The 14,667-nt window shown below is 44.4% G+C and carries 17 protein-coding genes; 14 read left to right on the forward strand and 3 right to left on the reverse strand.

Features of this window, described 5'->3' with window-relative positions; translation table 11 throughout:
* The first annotated feature begins 269 nt into the window (after positions 1 to 269).
* From BEP19_RS02605 to BEP19_RS02660, 12 genes are all read left to right on the forward strand, one after another.
* A complete protein-coding gene (locus tag BEP19_RS02605) occupies positions 270 to 1,091 on the forward strand; it encodes a stalk domain-containing protein (protein WP_120188282.1) in 822 nt (273 codons plus the stop codon).
* Between the two features lie 142 nt (positions 1,092 to 1,233).
* Positions 1,234 to 2,265, forward strand: a complete 1,032-nt coding sequence (locus BEP19_RS02610; protein WP_245983266.1) for a DUF1835 domain-containing protein — start codon at positions 1,234 to 1,236, stop codon at positions 2,263 to 2,265.
* Positions 2,262 to 2,669 (forward strand): type VII toxin-antitoxin system MntA family adenylyltransferase antitoxin, encoded by a 408-nt coding sequence (gene mntA, locus BEP19_RS02615; RefSeq protein WP_120188283.1) that lies wholly within the window; start codon positions 2,262 to 2,264, stop codon positions 2,667 to 2,669. The genes BEP19_RS02610 and mntA overlap by 4 nt, the downstream gene beginning before the upstream one ends.
* Positions 2,659 to 3,063, forward strand: a complete 405-nt coding sequence (gene hepT, locus BEP19_RS02620; RefSeq protein ID WP_120188284.1) for a type VII toxin-antitoxin system HepT family RNase toxin — start codon at positions 2,659 to 2,661, stop codon at positions 3,061 to 3,063. Before mntA ends, hepT begins: the two co-directional genes overlap by 11 nt.
* A 34-nt stretch (positions 3,064 to 3,097) precedes the next feature.
* The gene (locus BEP19_RS02625) at positions 3,098 to 4,051 is read left to right on the forward strand and encodes an S-layer homology domain-containing protein (protein WP_120188285.1); all 954 of its coding nucleotides are present in this window, start codon (positions 3,098 to 3,100) and stop codon (positions 4,049 to 4,051) included.
* Positions 4,048 to 5,601: a DUF4855 domain-containing protein gene (locus BEP19_RS02630; RefSeq protein WP_120188286.1), complete on the forward strand. Its 1,554-nt coding sequence runs from the start codon at positions 4,048 to 4,050 to the stop codon at positions 5,599 to 5,601. The genes BEP19_RS02625 and BEP19_RS02630 overlap by 4 nt, the downstream gene beginning before the upstream one ends.
* Positions 5,602 to 5,754: 153 nt before the next feature.
* Entirely contained in the window at positions 5,755 to 6,132 is a 378-nt protein-coding gene (locus tag BEP19_RS02635; RefSeq protein WP_120188287.1) for a GntR family transcriptional regulator, read from the forward strand.
* A complete protein-coding gene (locus BEP19_RS02640; protein ID WP_120188288.1) occupies positions 6,132 to 7,004 on the forward strand; it encodes an ABC transporter ATP-binding protein in 873 nt (290 codons plus the stop codon). The genes BEP19_RS02635 and BEP19_RS02640 overlap by 1 nt, the downstream gene beginning before the upstream one ends.
* A 30-nt stretch (positions 7,005 to 7,034) precedes the next feature.
* Complete coding sequence (locus BEP19_RS02645; protein ID WP_120188289.1) at positions 7,035 to 7,628, forward strand: ABC-2 transporter permease; 594 nt, start codon at positions 7,035 to 7,037, stop codon at positions 7,626 to 7,628.
* A gap of 616 nt (positions 7,629 to 8,244) precedes the next feature.
* Entirely contained in the window at positions 8,245 to 9,066 is an 822-nt protein-coding gene (locus BEP19_RS02650; RefSeq protein WP_211329300.1) for a transporter substrate-binding domain-containing protein, read from the forward strand.
* A gap of 208 nt (positions 9,067 to 9,274) precedes the next feature.
* The gene (locus BEP19_RS02655) at positions 9,275 to 10,039 is read left to right on the forward strand and encodes an amino acid ABC transporter permease (RefSeq protein ID WP_120188291.1); all 765 of its coding nucleotides are present in this window, start codon (positions 9,275 to 9,277) and stop codon (positions 10,037 to 10,039) included.
* A gap of 30 nt (positions 10,040 to 10,069) precedes the next feature.
* Positions 10,070 to 10,804: an amino acid ABC transporter ATP-binding protein gene (locus tag BEP19_RS02660; protein WP_120188292.1), complete on the forward strand. Its 735-nt coding sequence runs from the start codon at positions 10,070 to 10,072 to the stop codon at positions 10,802 to 10,804.
* A 63-nt stretch (positions 10,805 to 10,867) separates the two neighbouring features.
* Here the strand turns inward: BEP19_RS02660 and BEP19_RS02665 are convergent, their stop codons facing one another.
* Together BEP19_RS02665 and prli42 are read right to left on the reverse strand one after the other, a co-directional pair.
* Positions 10,868 to 12,241, reverse strand: coding sequence for a vWA domain-containing protein (locus BEP19_RS02665; RefSeq protein ID WP_120188293.1), 1,374 nt, complete (start codon positions 12,239 to 12,241; stop codon positions 10,868 to 10,870).
* A gap of 27 nt (positions 12,242 to 12,268) precedes the next feature.
* Complete coding sequence (gene prli42, locus BEP19_RS17500; RefSeq protein ID WP_170145234.1) at positions 12,269 to 12,364, reverse strand: stressosome-associated protein Prli42; 96 nt, start codon at positions 12,362 to 12,364, stop codon at positions 12,269 to 12,271.
* A gap of 152 nt (positions 12,365 to 12,516) precedes the next feature.
* Between prli42 and mce the strand changes: the two genes are divergently transcribed.
* Together mce and BEP19_RS02675 are read left to right on the forward strand one after the other, a co-directional pair.
* Positions 12,517 to 12,954 (forward strand): methylmalonyl-CoA epimerase, encoded by a 438-nt coding sequence (gene mce, locus BEP19_RS02670; RefSeq protein ID WP_120188294.1) that lies wholly within the window; start codon positions 12,517 to 12,519, stop codon positions 12,952 to 12,954.
* 90 nt (positions 12,955 to 13,044) lie between these two features.
* Complete coding sequence (locus BEP19_RS02675) at positions 13,045 to 14,160, forward strand: M20/M25/M40 family metallo-hydrolase (RefSeq protein ID WP_211329313.1); 1,116 nt, start codon at positions 13,045 to 13,047, stop codon at positions 14,158 to 14,160.
* A gap of 45 nt (positions 14,161 to 14,205) precedes the next feature.
* Here the strand turns inward: BEP19_RS02675 and BEP19_RS02680 are convergent, their stop codons facing one another.
* Complete coding sequence (locus BEP19_RS02680; RefSeq protein WP_120188296.1) at positions 14,206 to 14,610, reverse strand: hypothetical protein; 405 nt, start codon at positions 14,608 to 14,610, stop codon at positions 14,206 to 14,208.
* Positions 14,611 to 14,667: the final 57 nt, after the last annotated feature.

Genomic DNA, 14,667 nt, shown 5'->3' on the forward strand with positions numbered 1-14,667 from the left:
TCCAGTTTTTCGATGATCGAGCTCGGGACGTGTTGTGAGGGCACGGAATAGCAGGAGAAACTCCGCCTAAATGTTCCGCTTCTTCAGTTCTTCGATGATCGAGCTTGGAACATGGTGTGAGGAAACGGAATACCAGGAGAAACTCCGCCTAAAAGTTTGCCATCCTATATCTGCAATCTAATTAATTACAATCCGACGTGGCTTTTTCTCGCGACAGTCTACCAGAGTAGATTATAATAGACGCTAGATTAGATTTAAAGGAGACCGACATGAAAAAATTACTTTCACTCTCTATGACGTTAGCATTACTCACCTCTTTTGCAATGTCCCCTTCCGTCCAAGTCCAAGCTGAATCGTCCCAACAACCGACACCAATCAAGGTGGCTATTAACGGAAATCAACTCGAACTTGAAAATGATCCTGTCGTGATCAATGGCCAAGCGATGGTTCCGGTTCGCGCGATTTTTGAAAAGTTGGGCGCGCAGGTGAGCTGGGATGACGCGGCAAAGACGATTACCGCCGTAAAGGGAATGGATCAGATCCGAATGACTCAGCAAGAGAGGAGCGCTTCCAAAAATAACATCAACGTGATCCTTGAAGCCCCTCCCGTTAATCTCAATGGCCGCGTATTTGCGCCTGTTCGATTTCTCTCAGTCGCTTTCGGAGCAACAGTGGTTTGGGATGATGCGAATCGGACAGTCACCATCGAAACGAAAGAAAAAACACCGATCCCTGATGATCCACAATCCCAAGAAATCGCGGGCTTAGCGGATATTTGGGCAACGGCCTTGCAAACGAGGGATGGCAAACCGCGCTATGAAATGATGTCAGCAAAAGCGAAAGAGAAATTTGAACTAGAACAGATCGCTCGAGGCGGGGAAGACTGGAATTTCAACATTGGCGTTTCTAGTCCTTGGGTCGTAGAGTTTGATATCGCAATCGAAGGGATGACGGCAGAAATCACTTATCTGACGCAAACGAGCAATCCCGCATTTTACGAAACGAAAGAAAAAGTTATCTTTACTGAAGACAACGGCAGATTCGTCGTCGATGATTACCAGACCATTTTAGAAGACGCACTAATTGAATAAAACTAGCGTCGCCGCCTGATTAGGCGGTTTTTTCTTTCTTTTGAGCGAAGCGCCAGCCAGTGTGAACCCCATGTACTTAAGGACTGGCTTAAATTATAATTGAATGTGATGAGCAGGGATGGGCAAAAGGGGGCGCAAAACGGTGGATGATTTACGCGAGAGCATCAAAAAGTTAACCGATGGCGAGGCGAGAACGCTGCTTTTAAACTTGATGTATCGTCTCCGTCACGGAAAGGAAGCGACAGGAATAGAGCAGGCAGAATTGCTGCGAGACTTGTTTTCTCTATTCGATGAAATCATTCGCTATGTTAACAATGTAGATCATGTTGAAACCAATTATACCGCTGTCCATCTCGTATGCGGAGAAGCAGCCGCTGGATCGATGAAGGTTGGACTCGGTCGCGCGAATCAGGTCATCGGCTATCCTGACTTTTTACAGATGGGACCGATTGAACAATTGCATACAGAAGCAGGGCGGGTCAACCGATTCGAATGGCTACTGGATCATTTGAGCGATCCTGACGATTACTTTCAAGAGGAATATAGAAAAAAAGTGGCGGAGACGCTTTCCCAAATACAGGCGATCCCCAGTCATGCGCCAATCATACTATGGACAGCCGAAGACGCGAATGAACAAACAGGACTGCGTTTTTTGTTGTATTTATTAAGAGACAAAACGAACGAGATCTTCCTTATCAACGCAACGAAAGCCTATCAGGAATTATATAACACAGATGAAATTCAGCATTTTGTCCAAACAGACGGAATTGAACCGGAAAAATTAGCTGAGATCTATCAGACGAAACGAGGAGAGAGCCCGCTTACAGAGCAACAAAGAAGAGCGCTTGAACATGAGTGGTTGGTCTTGTCAAATTCAAAAGGGGTCGCGCGGGTATGGGAAGATGATCAAATTGCGGAAGTGGATGAAGTTTACTTCGACGAAGTGATCAAAAACGCGGTGAGTAGATTACATGCCGAGCAACCACAATCAGATTTTATCAAAGCGGCTCGCGTGATTGGTGAAGTGATCGGCCATATAGAGCAACAAATCGGGGACTCCTTTTTGGAATATCGATTAAGAGTGTTGGTTTATCAGGGAACGCTTGAAATAAAAGGAGTCCCGAAGACGATGGGGGCATACCGTGTTCGCTTGAAGGAGGAATGCGGCGCATGACAACTTCAATGTATGATAAAATAGAAGAATTTCTAGTTCAAAAGTTAAATCCGGATTACATCATTGTATTTGGTTCTTACGCTAAAGGCTTTGCGCATCAGGAAAGTGATATCGATCTCGCTTTTTATACGAGAGATCAGACTCCGAATGCTTATGACTTGTTTCTGGTTGCGCAAGAACTAGCTGATTTGCTACAGGTCGAGGTTGATTTAATTAACATAGCGAACGCCTCCACCGTTTTTAAAGCGCAAATCTTTTCAACTGGCTCGCTCATTTATGCTAGAGATGAAGCGCTCTATTTAAATCACCGTATGACGGCCTTGAGCATGTACGTAAAACTGAATGAAGATCGCGCAGTCGTATTAAGGGAAATTAAAAAAGGAGGATCAATTTATGATGAATGATGTAATATTAAATAAAGTCAGTGTGATTGAACGTTGTATCCAACGGATCAAGCAGGTTTACGAGAATAATCCTTTCAATCTTCAAGATTTCACGAAGCAAGATTCGATTGTCCTCAACATTCAACGCGCTTGTGAAGCCACGATCGATATCGCTATGCACATCGTCTCTGAAAAACGGCTTGGTTTACCGCAAACGAGTAGAGACGCATTTGATATGCTACAGTCTCATTCCATCATAGATGAAGAAATGGCGAAACGATTGAAAGCAATGGTCGGCTTTCGAAACATTGCTTTCCATGACTGCCAAACGATCAATCTTGAAATTTTAAAACAGATTGTTCAAAAACATTTGACCGATTTTACCGATTATACGAAACAAATTTTGAAAAGTTAAATCTTATAGATAGATTAGGGAGGGAGAAACAAACGTGGTCTTTTTAAAACGGACAATCCTAGCGGCGGCTATACTATCTATGAGTATGACAGCTGTTCAGGCTGAAACAGCTGCTCCATTTAAAGATATAGCTGATTCATTTGCTTACTCATCGATTGCATCCTTACATCAAAAAGGTTTAATTAGCGGTGTGTCGAAAGATGAGTTTGCCCCGCAAGCGTCGATCAAACGAAAACATTTTGTGTTGCTGTTAGCGAAAACAATCGGGGTTCAGCCGATTACGCCGCTAGAACCGAGTTTTGTTGATGTTCCGATAGAGTCAGTAGAATTTGGTTATATTGAGGCATTTGCTAGATTAGGTTACATTCAAGGTTTTGATGACAACACATTCAAAGGGGATGCCTTTATAAAACGGCAGGATGTCGCTGTGATTCTCGATCACATTTTTAAGCAAGCAACGACATTACAATCATTATCAACAGAGTCGATTACATTCAAAGATCAGGAACAGATTCATCCGTATGCGCGAGAAAGTGTTCAGCGTGTGGCGGCAATGTCGTTGATGAGAGGGTATCAACAAACTTTTTCCCCGCAAAAAAATGTGTCGCGAGCGGAAACAGCGGTGATTGCCCAGCAAGTGTATGAGCGGATTCGTCAGACGCAAGAAATTCGAAGACTTCCCGAAGTGAACCTGACGGTTGGTGATCGACAGCAAATTGTTTTACCGTTTACGAACACTACGTTTACATATACGCCTGTTTGGGGGTGGGATAACCCTGCGATTGGGACGATCAAGGCCGATGGGGAGTTCTCGGCAACCGCCGCTGGCAAAGGAGTGATTAGCTTAAACATCGGGAATAAAACGTATCAAATTCCTGTGAAAATTGAACCAGCCAAGGAAATCGTAGAAGAAGTAGATCAAGAGACGGATCGCGAATTGGATCAGGAAGTAGAAAATAACGTGGAAGAGGAGGAGACGACGGCATGAGATTTATTCGTTTAATGCTCGCAGTTATACTGTTGACAGTGATGCTTCCCATCACGGGAGCGCAAGCAAGCGCGTCTCCCGAATCTACGCTTGAGAATTTTGCGTATGGCTCGACTTATACGGTCAAAGCGGATTTGCCCAACGCCACTTTTAGCGAACTCGAATATAAAACATACTCAGGACCAGTCGAAGGACTTGTTTCGAATGCGCCAACGTGGACAGGCTTTGCTCGCCAAGATGGCCGAGAAGTCGTCGTTGATCTGGGCAAACTTAAAACGATTGAACAGGTTTCGCTTGAATTCAGACAAGATCCTGCGCAAGCGATCATGTTGCCGCCCTATCTAAAAGTCGACGTTTCCCAGGACGGACAAAACTGGAGCGCGTTGGGGCAAATGCATCACGCTGTTTCACCCGAAGAAACAGTGGAACGTACGTTCCAGTTTGTGTTTGCGCCATTACAGGCGCGCTATGTAAAAATGTATTTCCCCGTTGACATTTGGACGTTTGCCCGAAACTTAAAAGTGTTGGGCGATCCCACTGCGCAAGAGAGCGGACCTGTCGTTTTGGAACCGAGCAAAGACGATCAAGCATCTGTAGGTTCGTACATGAATTTGCCGAATAATCAGGACATCCTTTTAATTTATACGGGCGCTCATGAAGAGAAAGGGATTTGGAATAAGGACGAATTTAAATCCGTCGTCGCCTACATGAAGGATGGCTCCGCGCAAGACACGATGTTTGATACGATGTTGTTTTTGCCTTATGAAGCCGTCGAGAGTACAGAAGCGGCTTGGACTGCGTATATCGACGATTTGTTTCAAGATAAAACGCAATTAGGGGCGCTCAATCAAGCGGCGTCGGAAGTACATCGGAACCGTGATTTTAAACAAAAAGTGATTTTAAGCATTCCGTTCCCAGATGCGACCAAACCTGATTTTTGGCTAGAAGAAGGAAAAGAGGGAATTGACACAGTTGACGGCCAGAAAAAGGCGATCAAGTGGTACTTAGATACGCTTATGGCAAAGTGGCATGCGGCCAATTATGAGCATCTTGAGTTATCCGGGATCTATTGGTGGAAAGAAAAAATCGAAATGCAACATACGGACGAAGAGGCGCTCGTGAAACATACCGCTAGTCTTGTTCACCGACATCAGCAACCTTTTTTCTGGATTCCTTACTATGGCGCGAAAGGCTATTCCGAGTGGAAGGAACTCGGCTTTGATCATGTCATTATCCAACCGAATTTTTATGCCAAAGAGGTGCCAAAGGATGATCGAATGCCAGATGTTGCAAACTTGGCAAGAAAATTTGAAATGGGTGTAGAAGTCGAAATCGATGAGTGGGTGTTGGTCAGCCGTTACCATTACGACGCGTTCTATAACCAATTGAACAAAGGACACGAACTTGGCTTCGATGGGGAAGTGACCAACGCGTATTACGCCGGCAACAAAACGATCCACACCCTCGCCAACAGTGACATTCCAATGTTGCGAAAAGTGTATGATGATTTGTATCGTTGGATAAAAGGAAATTATCAACCGAAGAATTAATGGGGGAGATCAGGCTCGCATCTTTGCTTTAATGAAAGCAGGGATGCGGGCTTTTTTTGATGTTTAGGTAAAACGGGAAATTGACAAGGTTGTATATACCGTATATAATCAGTATATACAGTTGTATTCTATTAATGATGTGTAGGTGTTTAGATGAATATCATCATCTCGAAAAGCAATGATCAGCCGATTTATAACCAAATCAAGGAGCAGATTAAGGAGCAAATTTTGAACGGAGAACTGGTAGAAAATGTTGCTCTTCCTTCGATACGCAAGTTGGCAAAGGATTTACAAATCAGTGTGATCACAACGAAGCGCGCTTATGATGAATTGGAAAACGAAGGATTTATCGAAACTTTTCCTGGTAAAGGCTCGTTCGTAGCGTCGCAAGATCGTGAATTATTAAAAGAAAATCAACTTAAGCTTATTGAAGAGAAGTTATCTGAGGTTTTGGCGCAAAGCAAAGCGTTTAATATTCATGTCGACGAAATAATTCAAATGCTTAAGTTGTTAAGTGAGGATGGACCGTGATGGAAAATATTATGGAAGTAAAAAGGGTTTCAAAGAGACTGAAAGATTTCAAGCTGGATCAGATTTCTTTCGAGTTTAAACGTGGCTTTATTATGGGCTTGATCGGTCCGAATGGATCTGGAAAAACGAGCTTGATTCGCTGTTTGATGAATCTCAATCGGATTGATTCGGGGGAAGTAAAATTATTCGGGATGACCCATCAACAATATACGAGAGAAATTAAGCAACGAATCGGCTTTGTTTATGATCAATCCTACTTTTATGAGGATGTTTCGTTAAAGAAAAATAAACGAATTGTCGCCCCTTTTTACCGTGATTGGGATGATGCCATTTTTTACAAATACGCTGAAATATTTGAACTGCCGTTAAAGAAGAAGGTAAAGCAGTTGTCCAAAGGGATGAAGATGAAATTTGCGGTTGCAATCGCGTTGTCCCACCATGCGGAACTCATCATTTTGGATGAACCAACGGCAGGACTGGATCCGATTTTCAGACGAGAATTGCTCGATATTTTGTTGGACGTCATCCAGGATGAAAATAAATCTGTATTCTTTTCAACACACATTACGACCGATTTAGAGCAAGTCGCTGATTATATTACGTTTATGAATCAGGGGAAGATCGTGTTCAGTAAGGAGAAGGAAGCGATGTTCGATGAATACTGTCTGGCGCGGGGGTCAACGGCGCTTGCGAAGGAAATCGAATCCCTTCAACCGATTGGAGTTAGAAAAACTGCTGTTAGTATCGAAGCGCTCATTGCCGATGTCGATAGGCAACAGGCTTCTAGTTTACAAGAGCGGGGCGTCCAACTTCAGCGACCGACACTTGAGGATATTATGTATTATACGGTGAAAAAGCCTGGAACCATTTAAAAAAAGACGTGTATAAAAGGTGGGAAATCGATGTTAAATGTGATGGGACTCGAAATGCGAATGATTAAACCATGGGAGTATCTCATATTCTTGCCAGCTGTGTTCTTTTTTGCGTTTGTCGTAAATCGTGACTTGATTCATCCTTTTTATATGAGTGTTTTTTTCTTTGCGTGGGGAATCACCAGTTTTTCCACGTTGAACACAAAACATGAAGCGACAAGAAAGCTTGTGTTGAGCCTGCCGATTACGAAAAGGGAATATATTGGGGCCAAATATTTGCTTGCGATCGTTTGGTTTCTGATTTCAACAGTAGTAACCACTTTTTTCTTGTTACCGTTAGCCTTTTTTATCGGCTTAAGTATCGATTTTTTTTCGCTCGAATTGTGGATCGCAATGTTTTTGTTATACTTGATGTTAAACTCTGTTTACATTCCGCTGGCGTTGTTCATTAGATCCATTGGTTGGATTGTTCCTTTAGCTCTGGCTGCTTTTATCACCGCTGGACCCGACGTATTCAGCATGCCAAAGATTGCGTTTTATCCCACTTTATTAGTAGCGCCCCTCCTTTTTTCGCTCTCGTATTATGGCTCTGTGAAGATAATGGAAGGGAAAGATGTGACATAAATGCGGTCGTTGGACTGTGCAACTTAGGAAGTGGAATTTAACTAGAATAGCCAGCGCGGATCCCTAATGAACATAAAATCCCTAGGTCAACCGCGCCACTAACCATATCAAGGGGTGTAAGAGCTTATGGATATAAAATGAAGTATAACAGAAAGTCAAATTTAGGAGGTTCGCATAAGAGGGCGGCTGGGCCCATCGCACCCCTTCTGGGCGCGAGCAATAGCAGGAGAACCTCCGCTTAAATCTCACTATTCCCTCGTTCGCTGTGTCAATTCAGCTGCGATCATCGAAATAACAGGAGAAATTCCGTCTAAATCCTATTTTCTCCGACCTCCTCGTCTTCGCCGCTTGAACCGCCTAATGCTTGGCGGCCCCTTTTCGTTCGGAAAACTCGCTCACTGTGGCGCATTTTACCTAATCACCCCAAAGTCCCACGCAAACATTCACTCCACTTGAAACTGTTTTACATGCAAATAAGACATATTGAACAAGTTTCAAATGTCAAGATTGAATTAGGCGGGTTTCAGGATTATAATAGACCTACTTATGAGGTTGTATCAATTTTTAAATAATAAAATAATAGATTGCTGGTTGTAGAAGGGAGAAGCATTATATAATGAGAAAACTATCTATCTTTTTAACGATGGCTCTCTCGGCCGTCGTCTTGCTATCAGGATGCGGGTCGAGTGGTTCAAAAGGAGGATCGGACACGTTTAAGGTTGGGATGGAGGCGGGTTACGCTCCTTTTAACTGGACTCAAATGGACGATTCTAATGGAGCGGTCAAGATGGAAGGGAATGCTGAATTTGCGGGCGGTTATGATGTGGAGATTGCTAAAAGAATTGCGGAAGGTTTGGGCAAGGAGCTGGTGATCGTCAAAACGGAGTGGACAGGTTTGCCGCCCGCGGTAACGTCGGGTAAAATTGACGCAATTGTGGCGGGCATGTCGCCAACTCCCGACCGAATGGAAACGATTGACTTTTCAGATAATTACTATCAATCTGATTTGGTAATGGTTGTGAAAACAGGCGGGAAATTTGAAAATGCCAAGACGCTTGATGATTTTAATGGGGCGAAAGTGACGGCGCAATTGAATACGTTCCACTATAGTGTGATTGAGCAAATTGAAGGGGTCAACAAGCAAACGGCAATGGACGATTTCCCTGCAATGCGGGTTGCTCTTGAGTCAGGTGTGATTGACGCCTATGTTTCGGAGCGTCCCGAGGGACTCAGCGCATCTGCCGCTAATTCAAACTTTAAAATGGTTGAGCTTGAAGAAGGTTTTGTCACCGCTAAGGACGAAACGGCCATTGCTGTCGGAATTAAGAAAGACAGCGAGTTAACGGACAAAATTAATGAAATTTTAGCTGGGATTTCAGAAGAAGAACGAACAGAAATTATGAATATGGCGATTAAGAATCAACCAGCAGCAAAATAAATAATAAAATGAAGCCGGCTGCGAACGTAATGCGGTCGGTTTTGCTTTTTTAAAACTACATTTAGTAAATAGTCCCTTCTTTTATAAAAAAAGGGAAGTAGGGAAAGAAACTGCTTTAGGTGTTAGAGCCTCCGACCGATGATCACACAGATGAAGCGAAAATCTGGATGTAGGTTACGCTGAGGTGGTAATGGATAGGAGGATAGAAATGAGTTTAGAGTGGATCATTAGAATTATTACGGAATACTGGCCGATGTTTCTGCGAGGCGCGTGGGTGACGTTGCTCATCTCGATTACAGGGACGATTATCGGATCGATTATCGGCTTGTTGATCGGTGTTATTCGTACAGTCCCGATGCCAGAACGCGGGCCGAAGCGAGCCCTATTAAAAACGGTCAATGGATTGCTGTCCGCTTATATTGAATTTTTCCGAGGAACGCCGATGATTGTGCAGGCGATGGTTATTTATTACGGTTCGGCTCAAGCGTTTGGGCTTGATATTAATCGAATTGCGGCTGCGATCTTCATCGTTTCGATTAATACGGGAGCCTATATGGCTGAAATTGTGCGCGGCGGGATTGTTTCGATTGATAAAGGGCAATTTGAGGCGGCTCAAGCAATCGGGATGAATCATACGCAAACGATGTTTAATGTCGTCTTGCCGCAGGTCATTCGCAATATTTTGCCTGCTACGGGAAATGAATTTGTCATTAATATTAAAGATACATCGGTGTTAAACGTAATTTCTGTCACAGAGCTTTATTTCCAGACGAAATCAATCGCGGGGAACAATTATCGCACATTCGAAGCGTTTTTGGTCACCTGTATCCTTTACTTTGTGATGACTTTCACCGTGACGAGAATTTTGCGCTACATTGAACGAAGATTGGATGGGCCGGCAGACTTCATTCGAATTGGCAATCAGATGCAAGTGGAAACGGCGGAAGATCAGTTGCGCAGAACGAATTCGTAGATAAGTTTAGAAGGGAAGGAGGGGGAAACGATGGAAAAGGTGATTGAGGTTCAACATTTGAGGAAATCGTTTGGTAGTCATGAAGTGTTAAGAGACATTAACTTTTCCGTAAACAAAGGGGAAGTCGTCTGTATCATCGGTTCCTCCGGATCGGGGAAATCGACGCTGTTACGCTGCATTAATTTACTAGAAAAGCCAAGTGGCGGGCAGATCATTTATAATGGTGAAAATATTCTCGACGACAACCACGATCTTCATAAATATCGCGCCCATTTGGGCATGGTTTTTCAGCAATTTAATTTATTTAATAATCATAACGTAATGACCAATTGTGTAGTTGGACAAGTGAAAGTGTTAAAGCGGTCAAAAGAAGAAGCGGAGCAAATGGCTTTAAAATATTTAAAAGTCGTTGGGATGGATCAATTTGTGAACGCAAAACCGAAGCAGTTATCGGGGGGGCAAAAACAACGCGTCGCCATTGCCCGCGCGCTTTCGATGAATCCAGATGTGATGCTGTTTGATGAGCCAACATCAGCCTTAGACCCAGAGATGGTTGGGGAAGTCCTCAAGATAATGAAGGAACTAGCGGGAACAGGCTTGACGATGTTGATCGTCACCCATGAAATGGAGTTTGCCCGTGAAGTCTCAGATCGTGTTGTGTTTATGGACAACGGTGTTATCGCTGAAGAGGGTAGACCTGAACAAATTTTCAATCATCCAACACAAGAACGGACACGCGCTTTCTTGAAGCGTACTTTAAAATAAAAAGAAAACAAGCCTGCTTTAATACCCCATTTTTAGAGAGGTATGGAAGCGGGCTTGTTTTTGCTATTGACTTCTTTGTTGTTCGCGTAAATCGATTCGTTCGTCGCGGGCTTTATCGCGAACTTGAATCCGAAGTTGACGCGCTGTTTCGCGGGCTTCAACCCGGATGTCCCTAAAGTGATCTTTCATGTGAACACGCATTCCTCTGGCGCGGTCTTGAATGAGCGGGCGAATTTGACGCCATGGGATGTCCGCTCTAATTTCTTCCATCTCCCGAGTAAGGTTCACTAAAAACGTTTCTTCACTGTAACTTTGGTTAACCCCTTTTGACTCATGTGTATAGGAAGCGTTCAAGTAGTCAGCCTCCTCCGTATAAAATGTATTGACATTTTTTGAATCCCAAGTGTACCAAGCGTTGATTAGTTCCGTCGTTTCTTTTCGGAAAGAATCACGAAGCTGTTTACCGGTGTCGGCGTGAAAGTATTTACCGTTACCGGCTGAGGCGATCGCTTCTAACGCGGCGCGTTCATGGCTTTCAATATCAAACCCGATAATATTGACGACTGCTTCAATTTCAGATTCTTGAATTTGTCTGGCCGCTTCCACGGGATCGCCGCCACACGTTTCTTCGCCGTCACTGACAACGTACATTACGCTTTTTACATTTGGGTTATCTACAGCGGCTGCTAGTAGGTCCTGGCCTCCTTCTTCAATCGCGCGGGCAAGCGGGGTAAACCCCGTCGGTTCAAAGCGGTTTAATGCCTCTGAAAATGCTTGTTGTTCGTATCCGCTCAATTGATAAATTTCTTCGGTTTTGGCGCACGATTCCTCTTTTCCCGCGGGCTGATTGGAACCTTTGTGACCGTATACGCGCAAGGATACGAGCGTGTTTTCGGGTAGTCCGCTGACAAACTCGGCAACCGCTTCTTTGGCGAGCTGCATTTTCGTTTTTCCATCTAGTCTACCCGCCATACTTCCACTCGCATCGAGTAAAATTTGTGTGTGTAAAAGCGGCGCGTCTCCCGCATCACCTGGAGCATTGAGACCGTCAGGTTGGTCGGTAATCGCCGAAAAGATGACTTCTGTTTCGTCTATGAATGTTTGATAGGGACGATAATCATCCGCAGTTAAGGCCATCAAGCGCGCGAAATATTCCTCCGCGCTTAATCCTTCTGGCCAAGCTTCGATTTCTTTTTTTATTGCTTCCGAGTCCCTTTCCTTTTCGCTGTACTTGCCAGGTTCGAGTCTCATCCACGCTTCAGCGTCATTCGTATCTAATGCATACATTTCAAACGATTCTTTCTCTTTTTGCTTCTTTTTATTTACTTCGCTCATCTCATCGATTGGTCCATTGTCTTGGGTGACGGGCTGTTTGCCGCCGCATGCGCTCAGCAACAACAAGGCAAACAAACTGCTAAGTATCCATCTTTTTTTCAACTTTTGCCTCCTTCTTATCTCATTCAACTAAAGAAAAAATCCTACGCCCATAACTAAAGTCGATAAAACCATCGTGAATATAATGATATAAACAATAGCCTTTGTATATTTTTGCGGTATCATCTTCAGTCCTCCGTCACATTATAGTCATACCTTTATTTTATCGATTTTTTGCTAGGAGGACAACGGGTCCTAAGCAGCAAACGGAATTTTGAGCGGTTTTCGGAATAGAATAAAGCAATTCAGTGAATTTACGGTGTGAGGAGTGAAGGAAAATGAAGAGGGACGGGCCAAAGAAGATCGCTCATATCGGAATTGCTGTCAGTAATTTGCGAGAGGCAGTCCATTTATATACAACTGTATTAGGGTTCACGTTGGAAGGATATGAAACAGTTGATAGTGAAAAGGTTCGAATCGCCTTTTTGAAAATTGGAGAAACGCGTCTGGAGTTGTTAGAGGCGACGAGTCCCGATAGTCCGATTGCTCGTTTTATTGAACGACGCGGGGAGGGAATTCATCATCTCGCTTTTCAAGTGGACAGTTTAAGCGAACGATTGCGCGCTTTACAGGAGCAAGGAATTAATTTGATTGACCCGACTCCAAAACAAGGAGCAGACGGGAATCAGATCGCTTTTTTACATCCGAGCTCCACGCGCGGGGTTTTAATTGAACTGTGTGAATCGTTTCAAATGAGATCCGAATTTGAAAATTAAATGTGGCATTTTTTTGGAGAAAGGCCTTCTAAAACGGTATAATAAATGGCGTACATATTTAGTTAGCAACGAGAAAGGGGTCTTACCTTGATTAATGAAGAAAGACTGCTCGCGGAATTTTTAGAACTGGTTCAAATCGATAGCGAAACGAAGTTTGAGCGGGAAATTTGCGATACGTTAAAGGAAAAGTTAATTGCTATAGGAATGAATGTAGTCGAGGACGATACGATGAAAGTGACCGGCCATGGGGCGGGCAACTTGCTTGCGACGTTACCAGGGAATACGGATGGACCGACCATTTATTTTACATGTCATATGGATACGGTTACGCCAGGAAGAGGAATCAAACCCAAGATCAAAGATGGGTATGTCACGTCCGATGGAATGACGATTCTGGGCAGTGATGATAAGGCTGGGGTCGCGGCATTGTTAGAGGGATTGCGAGTCTTACGTGAACAGCAAATCCCACATGCGACGATTCAAGCGTTGATCACAGCTGGAGAGGAATCGGGTTTAGTCGGGGCAAAGGCGTTTGATCCAAAGCAATTGCAGGCCGAGTACGGTTTTGCGTTGGACAGCAATGGAAAAGTAGGAGAGATTGTTGTCGCGGCGCCGACACAGGCGAAGATTAGGGCGGTTGTGCATGGGAAAGCGGCTCATGCCGGCGTCAATCCGCAAGATGGGATTAGCGCCATTCAAGTCGCTAGTCGCGCGATTATGCGCATGCCGTTAGGTCGGGTTGATGAGGACACGACGGCCAATATTGGTGTCATTCAAGGCGGAGAAGCGACCAATATTGTTTGCCCGCGGGTCGATATTGAAGCAGAGGCGCGAAGCATTGAACCCGACAAGATGAAGGTCCAGATCGACAAGATGAAGCAGGCATTCGCTGTCGCTGAGGAAGAATTCCAAACGAATATCGAAGTCGATGTGGAAGTAATGTATCCGGGATATCGTTACGGTGAAGAAGATGTCGTTACGCAAAAAGCGATGCAAGCGGTCCGAGCGGTTGGACGCGAACCGAAGTTGTTGGCGAGCGGCGGCGGTAGCGACGCCAATGTGATCGCGGGCTACGGGATCCCGACGGTGAACATGGCGATCGGTTATGAAGAAATTCATACGACCAGCGAAAGAATGCCGATTGAGGAATTAAATAAAGCGGCGGAACTTGTCGTTGCTTTAGCCCGCGCCGCCATTGAAAATTAGGAAGGAAAAGGAGCGTCTGGATAATCTATCAGGCGCTCCTTTTATTTACGGCTGTTCAGTGGGGTCCGCTTCATCGTCAAGCTTCTGGTAACGATGTAAAATATACGGTTCGATCAGCTCATAATCGCCATAGCCGAGATTTGCGTCCAAATAAGCGCGTGGGTCGACTAGGTTTGGTTCCATCTGTTGCTCGGGAATAGGTGGATCTTGTATTTGCTCCCCCTTACTTTGCTCATCCTCCAGGCCATAAATTTCGGCTATCGTCTGTTCCACATCGCCGCCGAGACTATTTACAATTTCAAATGCGGCGATCCAATTCTCATCCACCGTTTCCATGATCAATTCGTTTTGCTCGATACGGATGCGCTCAAAACCTTGCTCATGCAAAACGTGTTGGGCCACGCGGGCGTCTTCTGCGGAACGAAAGGTAGTATGAATTTGTTTGCTCATCTCATCATAACCTCCATATGAGAAACGTTTCTTTCAATGTTCCCTAAATCGAAGACG

Source organism: Ammoniphilus oxalaticus (assembly GCF_003609605.1).
GTDB classification, from domain to species: Bacteria; Bacillota; Bacilli; order Aneurinibacillales; family RAOX-1; genus Ammoniphilus; species Ammoniphilus oxalaticus.